Origin of the sequence: Actinomadura sp. 7K507, from assembly GCF_004348425.1 — a bacterium.
Taxonomy (GTDB): domain Bacteria; phylum Actinomycetota; class Actinomycetes; order Streptosporangiales; family Streptosporangiaceae; genus Spirillospora.
This window is the reverse complement of the sequence record NZ_SMKK01000221.1, coordinates 1-16250: the sequence shown is the minus strand read 5'-3', so window position 1 is coordinate 16250 and position 16250 is coordinate 1. Positions and strand designations below refer to the sequence as shown.

The following is a 16250-nucleotide window of genomic DNA, read 5'->3' as shown; positions in this document are numbered from 1 at the left end:
GCGGCAGGAATCTTGGATGACGGGGTGGTCTCGTCGTTGACCGCTGAGCGGTTGGACGGGGTGCTGGCGCCGAAGGTGGATGCGGCGTGGCATCTGCATGAGCTGACCCGCGATCTGGATCTGTCGGCGTTCGTGTTGTTCTCGTCGGTTGCGGGTGTGCTGGGCGGGCCGGGGCAGGGCAACTACGCGGCGGCCAACGCCTATCTGGATGCGCTGGCGCAGTTCCGCCGGGCGCAGGGGCTGCCGGCCCAGTCGCTGGCTTGGGGCCCCTGGGCGGCCGATGGCATGGCGGCCGACCTAGACCACACCGACCGCGCCCGCATGGCGCGGGACGGCCTGCTCGCGATATCGCCCGACGAGGGTCTGGCGCTGCTCGACGCCGCCGGACACCTCGACCACCCAACACTGGTCCCGGTGAAGCTGGAACCCAAGACGCTACGTCGGCACATGGGACAGCCGATACAGCGTTCCAGCATGTCCGGCTCCGCCATGGACTCGTCCTTGGCGGGACGGTTGCTGACGGTGTCTGAGGACGAGCGGTTGGCGCTGGTGGTGGAGGTGGCCCGGGAGCGGGTGGCCGGGGTGCTCGGGCATGGGTCCGGTGCGGCGGTTCCGGTGTCCCGGGCGTTTCAGGATCTGGGTTTTGATTCGTTGACCGCGGTGGAGTTGCGCAATGCGTTGTCTGGGGTGACCGGGCTGCGGTTGCCGGCGACGCTGGTGTTCGATTACCCCAACGTGCAGGCGCTGGCGGGGTATCTGCTGGGCGAGTTGGCCGGTGGCGCCGCCCCGGCGGTGTCCGGGCCGGCGCCCGGTCACGGTGTGGTCAGCGATGAGCCGATCGCGATCGTGGGGATCGGGTGCCGCTACCCCGGCGGGGTGGCCTCGCCGGAGGAGCTGTGGCGGCTGGTCGCCGAGGGCATCGACGCGGTGTCGCCGTTCCCGGCCGATCGGGGCTGGGACGATGCCGCCTCGGGCAGCATCACCCGGCAGGGCGGGTTCCTGCACGACGCGGGCGAGTTCGATCCGGGGTTCTTCGGGATCAGCCCGCGTGAGGCGCTGGTGATGGATCCGCAGCAGCGGCTGCTGCTGGAGACCTGCTGGGAGGCGCTGGAGCGGGCGGGTATCGACCCGCACGCGCTGCGCGGCTCCTCGACCGGGGTGTTCGCCGGGGTGATGTACCACGACTACGCCGCCGGGGCCAGCGCGGGCAGCGTGGTCTCCGGCCGCGTCGCCTACACCCTGGGCCTGCAAGGCCCCGCCCTGTCGGTGGACACCGCCTGCTCCTCCTCACTGGTGGCCTTGCAACTGGCCGGCCAGGCCCTGCGGCAGGGCCAGTGCACCCTGGCCCTGGCCGGCGGCGTCACGGTGATGGCCACACCCGACACCTTCACCGAGTTCACCCGGCAGGGCGGCCTGTCACCCGACGGCCGCTGCAAGTCCTTCGCCGCCTCCGCCGACGGCACCGGCTGGGCCGAAGGCGCCGGGATACTGGTCCTGGAACGGCTCTCAGACGCCGAACGCAACCACCACCCGGTACTGGCGGTGATCCGCGGCACCGCAGTCAACCAGGACGGCGCCTCCAACGGCCTGACCGCACCCAACGGCCCCGCCCAGCAACGCGTCATCACCCAAGCCCTCACCAGCGCCGGACTCACCCCCACCGACATCGACGCCGTCGAAGCCCACGGCACCGGCACCACCCTCGGCGACCCCATCGAAGCCCAAGCACTCATCGCCACCTACGGCAAACACCGGCCCGAGGGTCGGCCGTTGTGGTTGGGGTCGTTGAAGTCGAACATCGGTCATGCTCAGGCGGCTGCCGGGGTGGCGGGTGTGATCAAGATGGTCATGGCCATGCAGGCGGGGACGTTGCCGCGGACGTTGCATGTGGATGAGCCCAGTCCGCATGTGGACTGGTCGGGTGGGGCGGTGCGGTTGCTGACCGAGCCGCAGCCCTGGGAGCCCAACGGTCATCCGCGGCGGGCCGGTGTCTCCTCGTTCGGGATCAGCGGCACCAACGCCCACGTGATTCTGGAAGAAGCGCCAGCGGCGCACTCCGCTCCCGAGTCTGAGCCGGGGGTTGCGTTGCCGGTGGTGCCGTGGGTGCTCTCGGCCAAGTCCGAGGCCGGTCTGCGCGCCCAGGCGCGGCGCCTGGCCGAGCACGTGGCGGACCGTGAACTGGACCCGGCCGATGTGGGGTTCTCGCTGGCCACCGGCCGCGCTCATCTGGAGCACCGTGCGGTGGTGCTGGGCGCCGACCGCGACGAACTCCTGACCGGGCTGGACAGCGTCACGGGTCGTTCGGTTGTTGGTGGGCGGTTGGCGGTGGTGTTCTCCGGTCAGGGCAGCCAGCGCACCGGCATGGGCCAAGACCTGTACGCCGCGTTCCCGGCGTTCGCCGACGCCTTCGACGAAGTCATGACCCATTTCCCCGAACCGCTCCGCCAGGTGATGTGGAACGACAACCAAGACGACGGCGGGTTGGAGCAGACCGGGTGGGCGCAGCCCGCACTGTTCGCCATCGAGGTGGCGCTGTACCGGCTACTGGAAGCATGGGGGGTGCGGCCGGACTACCTGGCCGGGCACTCCATCGGAGAACTGGCCGCAGCACACGTCGCCGGAGTGTGGTCACTGCCCGACGCGGCGGTGCTGGTGGCCGCCCGCGGCCGGTTGATGCAAGCCCTGCCCACGGGCGGGGGCATGACCGCGATCCGCGCCACCGAAACCCAGGTCCAGGCCCATCTGGTCGACGGGGTGGAGATCGCGGCGGTCAACGCCCCGGACGGTGTGGTGATCTCCGGCCACGCCGACGCGGTCGCCCAAGTCGCGGCGCAGTTCGACACCGCAAGGCCGTTGCCGGTCTCGCATGCGTTCCATTCGGTGTTGATGGATCCGATGCTGGCCGAGTTCGAGGACATCGCCGCGAGCGTGACCTACCAGCCGCCCACCCTGCCGATCGTGTCCAACCTGACCGGCGACCTCGCCGACCCCGACCACCTGTGCACCCCGGCCTACTGGGTGCGGCACGTCCGCCAAGCCGTCCGCTTCCACGACGGTGTCCAGACCCTGCGCGGCCACGGCGTCACCACCTTCCTGGAAATCGGACCCGACGCCGCGCTGACCGCCACCGCCGACCCCGGCGACGACGCGGAGTTCATAGCCGTCCAACGCCGCGACCGCGACCAGCCCCGCCAACTGCTGTCGGCGGTCGGGGAACTGCACACCCGCGGCATCCCGGTCGATTGGGCGGCGCTGTTCCCCGGCGCCCAACGCGTCGACCTGCCCACCTACCCCTTCCAACGCCAGCGGTACTGGCTCGACTCGGTCGCCGTCCCGGCCGATCCGGCAGCGGCGGGGCAGCAGAACGCCGATCATCCGTTGCTGGCGGCCATGGTCGCGCTGCCCGGCACCGACGGCACAGTCCTGACCGGCCGCCTGTCCCTGGACACCCACCCCTGGCTGGCCGACCACACCGTCACCGGCACCACCCTGCTCCCCGGCACCGCCTTCGTCGAACTCGCCCTCCACGCCGGCGACCAGGTCGACTGCCCATCCCTGGACGAACTCACCCTGCACAACCCCCTACTCCTATCGCCCGACCACGGCACCGCCATCCAGGTCACCGTGACCGGACCCCACGACACCGGCCACCGCACCATAGAAATCCACTCCCGCCCCGACACCAGCACCGACTCACCATGGACCCTGAATGCTGCCGGCACACTGGCGCCCTCGGACGCGCCGAGCGAGGCCGACCACCTGGGCGCGGACGTATGGCCACCTGTCGGCGCCGAGCCCGCCGACTCTCAGCGCCTGTACGACCATCTGGCAGCGCAGGGCTACGGATACGGCCCCGCCTTCCAAGGTGTCCGCGCCGTATGGCGTCATGACGGCGACGTCTACGCCGAGATCGTCCTTCCCGGCGAGGCTGATCCCACCGACTTCGGCCTGCACCCGGCGCTGCTGGACGCCGTGCTGCACATCACCGACTACCTCACCGACGAGGGCCCCGAGTACACCGAGCGCGACACTCAGATTCCTTTCGCCTGGACCGGTGTCGAGTTGTACGCGGCCGGCGCGAGGGCCGTTCGCGTACGGATGTCCACGGCGGGGCAGGACGCGGTCGCTCTGACCATCGCCGACACCAACGGCGCCCCTGTCGCGTCCGTCGGCTCCCTCCTGCTGCGGCCCATCTCGGCCGAGCGACTCGGGGCGCTGAACGGCGTAGACGACCGGGACCTGTACCGGATCGAGTGGATCCGGCACGATCCCCCGCCCTCGACGCAGCCCGGTCCTGTCACGGTGGGCGCGGCGGCGGACTACCCGGGCCTGGCGGAACTCGCCGAGGCGATCACTGCGGGCACGGCATCGGTCCCGGAGACGGTCGTCCTTCACCCGGCCGCGTTCGCGGAACGGGGCGCCGACGTCCCAGGGCGAGCCCGCGCGGCCGTGCACTGGGCGCTGGCCGCGGTCCAGACCTGGCTGGCCGACGACCGGTTCGCCCCCGCCCGGCTGGTGCTGGTCACCCGCGGGGCGGTACCGGCCGTGCCGGACGACGCCGGAACCGATCCCGTCCAGGCCCCCGTCTGGGGCGTCGTACGTGCCGCGCAGGCGGAGAATCCGGGCCGGTTCGGGTTGGTCGATCTGGATGACGGTCCGCTGCCGGCCGGAGCCCTCAGCTCGCTGGAGCCCGAGGTCGCCGTCCGCTCCGGTCATGTCCTGGTCCCCCGGCTCGCCACGCTGCCGGTCCAGGACGCCGCCTCCCCCTGGGGCGGCGACGGGACAGTGCTGATCACCGGCGGTACCGGCCTGCTGGGCGGCCTGGTCGCGCGGCGGCTGGTCCGCGAGCACGGCGTTCGCCGCCTCCTGCTGGCCGGGCGCCGCGGACCGGACGCGCCCGGGGCCGCGGCCCTCGCCGCCGAGCTGACCGAGCTCGGCGCCGAGGTGCGGATCGCCGCGGTCGACGTGACCGACGGGGAGTCGCTGGCCGGGCTCATCGCCGCGATCCCGTCCGAGCACCCGCTGACCGGCGTGGTGCATGCCGCCGGGGCCATGTCCGGAGGCGTGGTCGGTGCGCTGGCGCCCGAGGACGTCGACCGCGTGCTGCGGCCCAAGGTCGACGCGGCCTGGCGGCTGCATGAGGAGACCCGGGACCTGGACCTGTCCGCCTTCGTGCTGTTCTCATCCGTCGGCGGGCTGATCCTGACCGCGGGCCAGGCCGACTACGCGGCGGCGAACGTGTTCCTGGACGCGCTGGCGCACCACCGCCGCGCCGAAGGTCTTCCCGCGACTTCCCTCGCGTGGGGCCTCTGGGAGGGGGCGGGGGACGGCGAACCCGGGGTCGACGCGGACCGGATCGGGCGGCTCGGGATCTTGGAGCTGCCTCCCGAACGGGGCCTGGCCCTGTTCGACGAGGCGATGGCCTCCGGCGAGACCGTGCCGGTGCCCGTCCGGCTCGACCGGAAGGCGCTGCGGGCACGCCCCGACGAGCTGCCGGCCCTGTTGCGCGGGTTCGCCGCCACGACCGTCCGGCACCGCGCTCGCGCGGCGGACGCCGACGCGGCCGGAGCGCCGGACGAGCAGCCGCTGGCCGCCCGGCTGGCCGGCCTGAGTTCGGCCGAGGCGGCCGAATCGCTGCTGGAGCTCGTGCGCGGCGGCGTCGCCGCGGTGCTCGGGCACGCCGGGCCGCAGGACGTGGACCCCGAGCGCGGGTTCCTCGAACTGGGGATGGACTCGCTGGCGGCACTGGAGCTGCGCAACCGGCTCGGCGCCGCCACCGGCGAGCGGCTGCCGGCGACGCTGATCTACGACTACCCGAACGCCGCGGCGATCGCCGACCATCTGCGTTCGGAGCTGGTCGCCGAGGACGCCGACCTGCGCGCGCTCGACGCGGAGCTGACCAGGCTCGGTGCCGCGCTGGCCGCCGTGCGGCCGGACGGGGCCGGGCACGCCATGATCGCCGAGCGGTTGCGGGAGCTGACCGCGAGCTGGGCCGGGGGGCACCGGCCCGGCCCGGCCGAGGTCGACGGGGACCTGGCGTCCGCCACGGCGGACGAACTGTTCGAGATCCTCGACAATGAGCTGTAGATTCCGGGCGGGCCGGCCGGAGACGACGATCGGGGCCGGCCCCGGAGGACGGCCCCGATCATCGTCACGGGTGCTGCGGGACGGCTACGCCGGGCTGGTCGACATCTCCGGTGACATGCGCGTGGGGAGATCACGACGGCCGTTGACCTTGAGCTTGCGGTAGGCGCGGGTCAGATGCTGCTCCACCGTGCTCGTCGTGATGTGGATCTTCCGGGCGATCTCCCGGTTGCTGTAGCCGAGGGCGGCGAGCGAAGCCACCCGCTGCTCGGCTTCGCTGAGGACGTTCAGGCTCTCGTCGGAGTCGGTGATCCCGCCGACGGCGCCGGCCTCCTCGCCGGCGCCGCTGGACAGCAGCGTCCGGCTCAGCGGCTCGGCGTGGCAGGCGGTGGCGATGCTGTGCGCCACGTTGCCGATCATCCGGGACTTTCCCATCTCGCCGAGGGCCTGCAGCGAGCCGGAGAGAGCGGCGAGGGCGTACGCTCGCTGGAGTCCGTCCCCGGCGGACTGCAGCAGGTCGACCGCCTCGCGCAGCAGCGCGGGGCGCTGCCGGAGTTCGACGGTCGCCGCGAAAAGCCGAAGCGAGATGCCGCGGGTTCGGGGGGTTCGCGCGCCCGGAAGGGTGCGCTGCTCCTCCATCAGCTTCCGGGCCCGCTCCTGATCGCTCAGCCGCAGGTAGGCCGCGGCCGCGCCGGTGCGCCAGGAGACCAGCGCCGGGACGTCCACGCCCCATTTGCGCATCAGGTCGCCGCAGTTCAGGAAGTCGCCGAGCGCCGCCTGGACCTGGTTGAGCGCCAGCCGGTAGTGGCCGCGGGCGTAGAGGTAGTGCAGTCCGAACCGGGTCTCGAGCATCGCGTCGGGGACGGGCTGGCGCAGCAGGCCGGCGGCCTCGTCGTACTTGCCCATCTCGGTCGTGGCGTGCAGCAGGGTCGCCAGCGGCAGACCGGCGGCGACTCCCCAGCTTCGCGGGCGCAGCACGTCCAGGGCCGCCCGGGCATGCTGCTCGGCCGCCACCAGCTCGCCCTGCCGGAGCGCCACCTCGGCGCGGATGGAGTCGATCATCGCCCGCCAGGTGGGAAGGTCACGTTCCAGCGCCTCCTGGTGGCGCAGCTCGCTCCAGTGCGCCGCCCTGTCGATCCGGTCGGAGTAGATGAGGGCGTAGAGCGCGGACTGGACGGCCTCGGCGTCGTCGTTCAGCGTGACCGACTGCAGAACGCGCTCGACCATCTTGGTGCTGACATTGCCGGGCTCGTCCCGGAGCACGCCGGTGAGCAGCCGCGCGGCGTGCAGCCGCAGGTTGGTGGTCGTGGTGATGGGCGCCTTGCCGTCAGCGGCGCTCGGCTCGAGCTCGCCGGCGTTCGGGAGGGCCGGATAGCTGGACCCCGCCCAATGCCGCACGATGCTCAGTTGCGCGGCGGTCTCGGCGTCGGTTCCGCCGGCCTGCGCGGCACACGTTTCCAGGAGCTTCCGGGCGGGGTCCAGCCACCCGTGCCAGAGCATCGAGCGGATGAGATCGTGCGTTTCGGAGTGCCGCAGCGATCCGGCGAGGGCGGCCTCGGTGAGTTCCGGGATGTGCCGTTCGGCGAGCGCGGGATTGATGCGCCACTCGGCGCGGGCCAGCATCGCGGTGATCTGGGCGCGCTGCGGTTCGTCGGCGCAGATGGCGGCCGCCACCTTCAGGCACCTGACCGCCAGCTCGGCATCGTCGTTGAGCAGCGCCTGCTCGGCGGCCTCGCGCAGCACCGGAAGCACCCACGGGTCCCGGGGCGGGCGGGCCGAGATGAGGTACCGGGCCACCGCGATGGGGGCGGCGCCCTCGGTGTGCAGCAGCCGGGCCGCCCGGTGGTTCAGTTCCATGCGGTGCTCGGCCGCCATTCCCGACAGCACGGCGGAGCGCACGATCGGATGGCGGAAGCGCTCGGCGGACAGCAGCCCGACCGCGGCCAGGTAGTCGAGCGCCTCGCCGATCGTGCCGCGGTCCATGTCGAGCAGGTCGAAAAGCCGGTGCGCGAAGCCGTCGCCGAGCACGGCCAGTCCCCGGGCGACTTCTCTGGCCTTGGGGGCGCTGAGCTCCAGCAGGGCCAGCACCGAGCGGGTCAGCCGCGGCCCGGCGATCGCGCCGGGGGCGTCCGGCCGCTGCGGCTCCTCCCCTCCCCGCAGCAGGCCGCGGTGATCGTCGAGCAGCGCGTTGACCAGGAGCGGGTTCCCCCCGCTGACCTGGTGGTACCACGCGCCGAGGCCCTCGACGTCCGGGACGTCCAGCTTCCGGCGCAGCAGGTCGGTGACCCCGGCGGCCGACAGCGGGGGGACTTCGATCTGCAGGCAGCGGGGATGGTGCAGCAGGTCGAGGCCCAGGGCGGGATCGATCGTTATCGCGGGGTCGGCCTGGGTGAGCACCAGCAGGATGCGTGCGGTGGTCAGCCGGCGGATGAGGAACTGGAGCTGCCAGAGGGACGCCTTGTCGGCGTAGTGGACGTCGTCGATGGTGACGAGGACCGGCTGGGTCTTGGAGAGGTTGACCACCGCGTTGCAGAGACCCTGGGTGATGCGCAGTCGTTCCACCGCCCCCGGCGGTGTGTCGTACCAGTCGGCGTCCGGCACGTCGGCCGAGTCCAGCAGCTGGGTGGCCAGCACTGCCCGCTCGGCCGGGATGGACGCGTTGAGGAAGAGTTGGCTGACGACGCCGAGCGGCAGGTCGCGCTCCGCCCGCGATCCGATGGCGCTGAGCCACAGCACGCCCGTCTCGGCCGCACGTTCGGCGAAGCTGTAGAGGAGTGCGGTCTTGCCGCCGCCCTTCGCCCCGGTCACCACCGCGACCCGGCCCTTGCCGCTCGCGCTGTCCGCCAACAGATGATCAAGACTAGCTTGCTCGTTGTCTCTTTCTAGGAGCATGTCCGTCCCGGTCCTGTTCCTTTTGCACTAACCCTGTCTCAGAACTGCGGGGGAGAAAGCTGCCATCTATTTGGGGAAAAAATGTACCCCGGCGGCCATGATCTTCACAAGCACTATTGCGTGGACGCAAGGCGGGGGGTGCGTCTTAACATCCACGCAACACCCTGTTAACCTACCGTCACGTTCATGGACATTCGTTCCATCTCGGGTTTCGAAAAGCCCGGACGCCCCTTTGCGACCCGCTTTTCACCGTGCGCGGGCCACTGATCCCGCAGGTCGCCGAATGCCCTGACCGCAGCGAGTTCCAGAAGGATCACGCCGCGCTACCCCAGAAAGGGAAAAGGCGAAGGCCCCCGTATACCGCAGATACCCCGTCCCCCTACATGAACCAAGCGTGACCATTATGATACGTCTTGGCCGTCCACAGGTGGACAACTTCCCCCGTTGACCTACCGCCCCCTCGTGTCCCCATTTCAAAACTCGGATTCGAACCAGTCGTCGATCGCCTGCGCCGTTTGCGCGGCGTGGGCCCCGATGAGGCCGAAGTGGTCGGTCGGCAGCTCGATGACCGTGTGCGCGGTGTCCCACGACGCACGCCAGGCGCCGGTGGCCAGGGCCGGGTCCTGGTCATCGACCCAGTCCCGGGGCCGGATGAACAGGATCGGCGCCTCGATGGCGGCGAGCTCACAACCGTCCATGAGCCGCCCGTACCATTCGGTCGCCGACAGCCGCACGCTGCTGAACGGCCCGAACAGGTCCTCCAGCTCGAACATCGGCTTGAACATCTGGGTGATCAGGTCGCCCAGTCCATCCGTCCGCGGCGGGTAGGTGTCCAGCAGCACGAGCGCCGCCGGCCCGGTGCCCATGTCCTCCAACCGCTTGGCCGCCGCGTGCGCGAACACGCCGCCGGCCGAATAACCCAGCAGCGCGAACGGCGCGTCGCCCATGGCCTCCGGGACGCTCTGGGCGCAGCCGCGGACCACGGTGTCGAACGAGCGGGGCAGGCTCTCGCCGTCGGCGTAGCCGGGCAGCGACACCGCCGACAGTTCCCGCACTCCACGCAGTTCGGCGGCCAGCCGCACGAACTGGTGGGCGCCGCCCATCGCCCCCGGCGACGGGACGCCGAACAGGCCGGGCCGACGGGGTCCTTCTGCGAGTTTCACCGGCTTGGGCCGCAGGTGCGGCCCGTCGGTCACCTCGAAGGTCGGCCGCAGGTCGGCGGTGGCCTGCAGCAGGGCGGTGGCCTGGGCGTGCATGCCCCGGTCCAGGGCCTCGCGGACCATCGCGGCCACCATGTCCGGCGCCGGGCCGGCGGCGGGCGCCGAGGCGCCGCCGCCCCCGGCGGGCCGCACGCCGATCTCGCGCAGCAGGTGGCCGGCGAGCGCCCGCGCGCTCGGGTGGTCGAACACCGCGGTGACCGGGATCTGCACCCCGGCGGCCGTCTTGAGCCGGTTTCTGAGCTCCACGGCGGTCAGCGAGTCGAAGCCCACCTCCAGGAAGGCGCTGTCGGGCTCGACCGCGGCGGGGTCCGCATGCCCCAGGACCGCCGCGACGTGTCCGAGGACCACATCGAGGACCGCCTGCGCGCGCTCGTCCTCCGGCGTTCCGGCCAGCCGCTGCGCCAGGCTCGTGTCACCGCCGGAAGGCGCCGCACGCGCGGTGCGGCGTGCGCGGGTTCCGGCGAGGCTTCGGTAAAGGGCCGGGATTCCCTCGGCACGGCTCCGGATGGCGGCGATGTCCAGGCGGGCGGGCACCAGCGCGGGCTCGGCCGACGCGATGGCGGCGTCGAAGAGCTCCAGGCCTTGCGCGGCCGTCATCTCGACCATGCCCCACCGGCGGATCCGCTGCAGGTCGCCCTCCGACAGCAGCTGCACCATTCCGTGCCCGTCACCCCACAGGCCCCAAGCCAGCGACTGCGCCGGCAGGCCCTGCGCGTGCCGGTGCCGGGCCAGCGCGGTCAGGAACCGGTTGGCGGCGGCGTAGTTGCCCTGGCCGGGCCCGTCCACGACGCTCGAAATCGAGGAGAACATCACGAACGCCGAAAGCGGCATGTCGCGGGTCAGCTCGTGCAGGTACCAGGCGGCGTCCGCCTTCGGGCGCAGCACGTAGTCGATCATGTCCGGTGTCAGCGACGCGACGACACCGTTGGCTCCGACGCCCGCGGCGTGCACGACCCCGGTCAGCCGGCGGCCGGACAGCAGCTCGGCCAGCGCGCCGCGGTCGCCCACGTCGCAGGCCGCGACCTCGACCTCGGCGCCGAGGTCCGACAGCTGCGCCACCAGCTCGGCGGCGCCGTCGGCCGCCATCCCCCGGCGGCTGGTCAGCAGCAGCCGCCGCACGCCGTGCTCGGCGACCAGGTGGCGGGCGACCAGACTGCCGAGGCCCCCGGTTCCGCCGGTGACGAGGACGGTTCCGGCCGCGTCCCACGCGGGACCGGCGGGTGACGGCGGGGCCGGGGCCCGGTTCAGGCGCGGGACGTGGACCCGGCCATCGCGGATCGCCAGCTGCGGTTCTCCCGAACCGGCGGCGGTCCGCAGCATCGCCGCCGACTCGGGCCGGCCGTCCAGGTCGACGAGGACGTACCGGTCCGGCTGCTCCGCCTGCGCCGAGCGCACCAGTCCCCACACCGCCGCCTGCGCCAGGTCCGGGACGTCCTCGTCCTCGGCCACGGCGACCGCGCCGCAGGTCACCAGCACCAGCCGCGACGACTCCAGCCGCTCCTCGGCCGACCACTCCTGCAGCAGCTCCAGCACCTGGGCCGACACGGACCGCACCTGGCCCGGCACCTGCGGGCCGGTGCCGGAAGGGCAGCAGACCACCACCGTCCCGGGCATCGCCGCGGCCACGGCCTTGAGGTCGGGGTGGCGCCCCTCGATGCCCAGGCCGTGCGCGTCGTCGCCGAGCAGGGCCCAGGACCCGGCGGGTGGAGCCGACGGAGTCGCGGGCGTCCACATCTCGCGGAACAGCGACTCGTGGCGGCCGCGTCCGGCGTTGAGCTGCTCGGCCGACACGGGCCGCGGGATCAGCGAGTCCACCGTGGCCACCGGGGCGCCCGCGCCGTCGGCGACGGTGACCCGCAGCCCGGCCCCGGCGGGCGAGATCCGGACCCGGACCCGCGCGGCGCCGGCGGCGTGCAGGCGCACCCCGCTCCAGGCGAACGGGATCCACGGCCCTTCCCCGGCGCCGTCGGCCTCCGGGAAGGTCACGTGCAGCGACGCGTCGAGCAGCGCCGGGTGCAGGCCGAAGGCGGCGGCCGCCGCGGCGGTCTCCTCGGGCAGCGCGACCTCGGCGAACAGCGCGTCGTCGCGACGCCAGGCCTCCTGCAGCCCGGTGAAACCGGGTCCGTACTCGTAACCGCGATCCAGCAGCCCGGCGTAGAAGCCGGTCAGGTCGATCGGCTCCGCGCCCGCGGGGGGCCAGACGTCCAGCCCCGCCGGCTCGACGGCTCCGGCCGCCGGTGCCAGCACGCCGCCGGCGTGCCGCGTCCATGACGCGTCGTCGAAGGCGCCGTCCTCGCGCGAATGGATCTCCACCGACCGCCGGCCGGTCTCGTCGGCCGCGCCGACGAGGACCTGCACGGCGGTGCCGCCGGTGTCCGGAAGCACCAGCGGCGCCTGAAGGGTCAGTTCCTCGATCACCGGGCAGCCGGTCCGTTCACCGGCGTGCAGCGCGAGTTCGACGAAGGCGGTGCCGGGCAGCAGCACCGTGTCCAAGGCCACGTGGTCGGCCAGCCAAGGCTGCGCGTCCAGCGACAGCCTGCCGGTCAGCACCAGGCCGTCGGCGCCGGCCAGCGGCACCGCGGCGTCGAGCAGCGGATGTCCGGCGGCGGATTGGCCGATGCCCGCGGGATCGCCCGCCGAGGCCCCCTCCAACCAGAACCGCTGGCGCTGGAACGCGTACGTGGGCAGGTCCACCCGCCTGGCGGGACCGGGGAACACCGGACGCCAGTCGACCGCGACCCCCGCGACGTGGGCCTGCCCCAGGGAGGACAGCATGCGCCGCGGACCGCCCTCGTCGCGCCGCAGAGTGTGCAGGACGACACCGGCCGCACCGGCAGCGTCGATGGCCTCCTCGATGCTCGACGTGAGGATCGGATGGGGACTCACCTCGATGAACGCGTCATGGCCGTGCTCCAGCAGCGCGCCGAGCGCCTGGTCGAACCGGACGGTCTGCCGCAGGTTGCGGTACCAGTACGCGGCGTCCAGCTCGGTGGTGTCGGCTTCCCGGCCGGTCACGGTCGAGTAGAAGGCGATGGCCGACCGGCGCGGCACCACACCGGCGAGCAGCCCCGCCAGCCGATCCTCGATCGCCTCGACGTGCGGCGAGTGGGAGGCGTAGTCGACGGGCAGCCGCCGGGCGTGCACACCCTCGTCGCGGCAGTGTTCCAGCAGCTCGTCAAGGGCGGCCCCGTCGCCGGACACGACCGTCGCGTTCGGCCCGTTGATCGTCGCGAGGCCGAGCCGGTCGCCCCATGGGGCGATACGGTCGGTCACCTGCGCGGCCGGCAGCGCGATCGACATCATCCCGCCGCCGCCGGACAGGGCGGTCAGGGCCTTGCTGCGCAGGGCGACGATCTTGGCCGCGTCGTCGAGCGACAGTGCGCCCGCCACGCAGGCGGCGGCGATCTCGCCCTGCGAGTGGCCGACGACGGCGGCCGGTTCGACCCCGTACGAGCGCCACAGCCCGGCCAGCGAGACCATGATCGCCCACAGTGCGGGCTGCACGACGTCGGCCCGCTCCAGCCGGCCGTCCTCGGCGGGGGCGCGCAACACCTCATCCAGCGACCAGCCGGTGTGCGGGGCGAGCGCCTCGCCGCAGGAGCGCATCTGCTCCGCGAACACCGGGGAGGCGTCCATCAGCTCCAGCGCCATACCGATCCATTGGGAGCCCTGGCCGGGGAAGACGAAGACGGCCTTGCGCGCCTCGGCGGCCCGTCCCTGGACCGGCCCGTCGGCGCTCGCCCCTGACGCCAGCGCGGCCAGGCCGTCGAGCATCTCGGTTCGTTCGCCGCCCACCAGTACCGCGCGGTGCGCGAGCCTGGACCGGCCCGTCGCCAGCGCGGCCCCCACGTCCGCCAGGCCCGCGGAGCCGGTGCGGATCACGTGGTCACGCAGCCGCCGCGCCTGGTCGCGCAGAGCCGCCTCGCTGTGCGCCGACAGCATCCACGCCGTCGGCCCACCGGGTTCGAGGTCGTCGGAGACGGGGTCGAGCCGGGGAGTGTCCTGGTCGGGTGCCTCTTCGAGGATGACGTGGGCGTTGGTGCCGCTATAGCCGAACGAGGAGACGCCGGCCCGCCGCGGATGCCCGTTGGGCTCCCAGGGCTGCGGCTCGGTCAGCAACCGCACCGAACCCGCCGTCCAGTCGACGTGCGGGCTGGGCTGGTCGATATGAAGCGTCTTCGGAAGGATTCCGTGTTGGAGGGCCATCACGATCTTTATGACGCCACCGACACCCGCTGCGGATTGGCTGTGGCCGATGTTGGACTTCAGGGAACCGAGCCATAGCGGCCGATTCTGGGGCCGGTGTTTGCCGTAGGTGGCGATGAGTGCTTGGGCTTCGATGGGGTCGCCGAGGGTGGTGCCGGTGCCGTGGGCTTCGACGGCGTCGATGTCGGTGGGGGTGAGTCCGGCGCTGGTGAGGGCTTGGGTGATGACGCGTTGCTGGGCGGGGCCGTTGGGTGCGGTCAGGCCGTTGGAGGCGCCGTCCTGGTTGACGGCGGTGCCGCGGATCACCGCCAGTACCGGGTGGTGGTTGCGTTCGGCGTCTGAGAGCCGTTCCAGGACCAGTATCCCGGCGCCTTCGGCCCAGCCGGTGCCGTCGGCGGAGGCGGCGAAGGACTTGCAGCGGCCATCCCGGGACAGGCCGCGTTGGCGGCTGAACTCCACGAAAGACTCCGGTGTGGCCATCACCGCCACCCCACCGGCCAGAGCAAGAGAGCACTCGCCCTGCCGCAGGGCCTGCCCGGCCAGATGCAGCGCCACCAGTGAGGAGGAGCAGGCGGTGTCCACCGACAGGGCGGGGCCTTGCAGGCCCAGGGTGTAGGCGACGCGGCCGGAGACCACGCTGCCCGCGCTGGCCCCGGCGGCGTAGTCGTGGTACATCACCCCGGCGAACACCCCGGTCAAGGAGCCGCGCAGCGCGTGCGGGTCGATACCCGCCCGCTCCAGCGCCTCCCAGCAGGTCTCCAGCAGCAGCCGCTGCTGCGGATCCATCACCAGCGCCTCACGCGGGCTGATCCCGAAGAACCCCGGATCGAACTCGCCCGCGTCGTGCAGGAACCCGCCCTGCCGGGTGATGCTGCCCGAGGCGGCATCGTCCCAGCCCCGATCGGCCGGGAACGGCGACACCGCGTCGATGCCCTCGGCGACCAGCCGCCACAGCTCCTCCGGCGAGGCCACCCCGCCGGGGTAGCGGCACCCGATCCCCACGATCGCGATCGGCTCATCGCTGACCACACCGTGACCGGGCGCCGGCCCGGACACCGCCGGGGCGGCGCCACCGGCCAACTCGCCCAGCAGATACCCCGCCAGCGCCTGCACGTTGGGGTAATCGAACACCAGCGTCGCCGGCAACCGCAGCCCGGTCACCCCAGACAACGCATTGCGCAACTCCACCGCGGTCAACGAATCAAAACCCAGATCCTGAAACGCCCGGGACACCGGAACCGCCGCACCGGACCCATGCCCGAGCACCCCGGCCACCCGCTCCCGGGCCACCTCCACCACCAGCGCCAACCGCTCGTCCTCAGACACCGTCAGCAACCGTCCCGCCAAGGACGAGTCCATGGCGGAGCCGGACATGCTGGAACGCTGTATCGGCTGTCCCATGTGCCGACGTAGCGTCTTGGGTTCCAGCTTCACCGGGACCAGTGTTGGGTGGTCGAGGTGTCCGGCGGCGTCGAGCAGCGCCAGACCCTCGTCGGGCGATATCGCGAGCAGGCCGTCCCGCGCCATGCGGGCGCGGTCGGTGTGGTCTAGGTCGGCCGCCATGCCATCGGCCGCCCAGGGGCCCCAAGCCAGCGACTGGGCCGGCAGCCCCTGCGCCCGGCGGAACTGCGCCAGCGCATCCAGATAGGCGTTGGCCGCCGCGTAGTTGCCCTGCCCCGGCCCGCCCAGCACACCCGCAACCGACGAGAACAACACGAACGCCGACAGATCCAGATCGCGGGTCAGCTCATGCAGATGCCACGCCGCATCCACCTTCGGCGCCAGCACCCCGTCCAACCGCTCAGCGGTCAACGACGAGACCACCCCGTCATCCAAGATTCCTGCCGC

The 16250-nt window shown here is 72.4% G+C and carries 3 protein-coding genes; 1 reads left to right on the top strand and 2 read right to left on the bottom strand.

Annotation, left to right across the window (positions count from 1 at the left end):
* Nucleotides 1–12 precede the first annotated feature (12 nt).
* On the top strand, nucleotides 13–6087 hold the full coding sequence (locus tag E1285_RS35370; RefSeq protein ID WP_243723274.1) for a type I polyketide synthase: 6075 nt from the start codon (nucleotides 13–15) through the stop codon (nucleotides 6085–6087).
* A gap of 84 nt (nucleotides 6088–6171) precedes the next feature.
* Here the strand turns inward: E1285_RS35370 and E1285_RS35365 are convergent, their stop codons facing one another.
* Together E1285_RS35365 and E1285_RS35360 are read right to left on the bottom strand one after the other, a co-directional pair.
* On the bottom strand, nucleotides 6172–8976 hold the full coding sequence (locus E1285_RS35365; RefSeq protein ID WP_132158945.1) for an AAA family ATPase: 2805 nt from the start codon (nucleotides 8974–8976) through the stop codon (nucleotides 6172–6174).
* A gap of 473 nt (nucleotides 8977–9449) precedes the next feature.
* Entirely contained in the window at nucleotides 9450–16238 is a 6789-nt protein-coding gene (locus E1285_RS35360) for a type I polyketide synthase (RefSeq protein ID WP_243723272.1), read from the bottom strand.
* Between the last annotated feature and the right edge of the window lie 12 nt (nucleotides 16239–16250).

Coding starts and splice junctions, on each gene's coding strand:
- E1285_RS35365 (WP_132158945.1), bottom strand. CDS start 8,976: ATGCTCCTAGAAAGAGACAACGAGCAAGCTAGTCTTGATCATCTGTTG.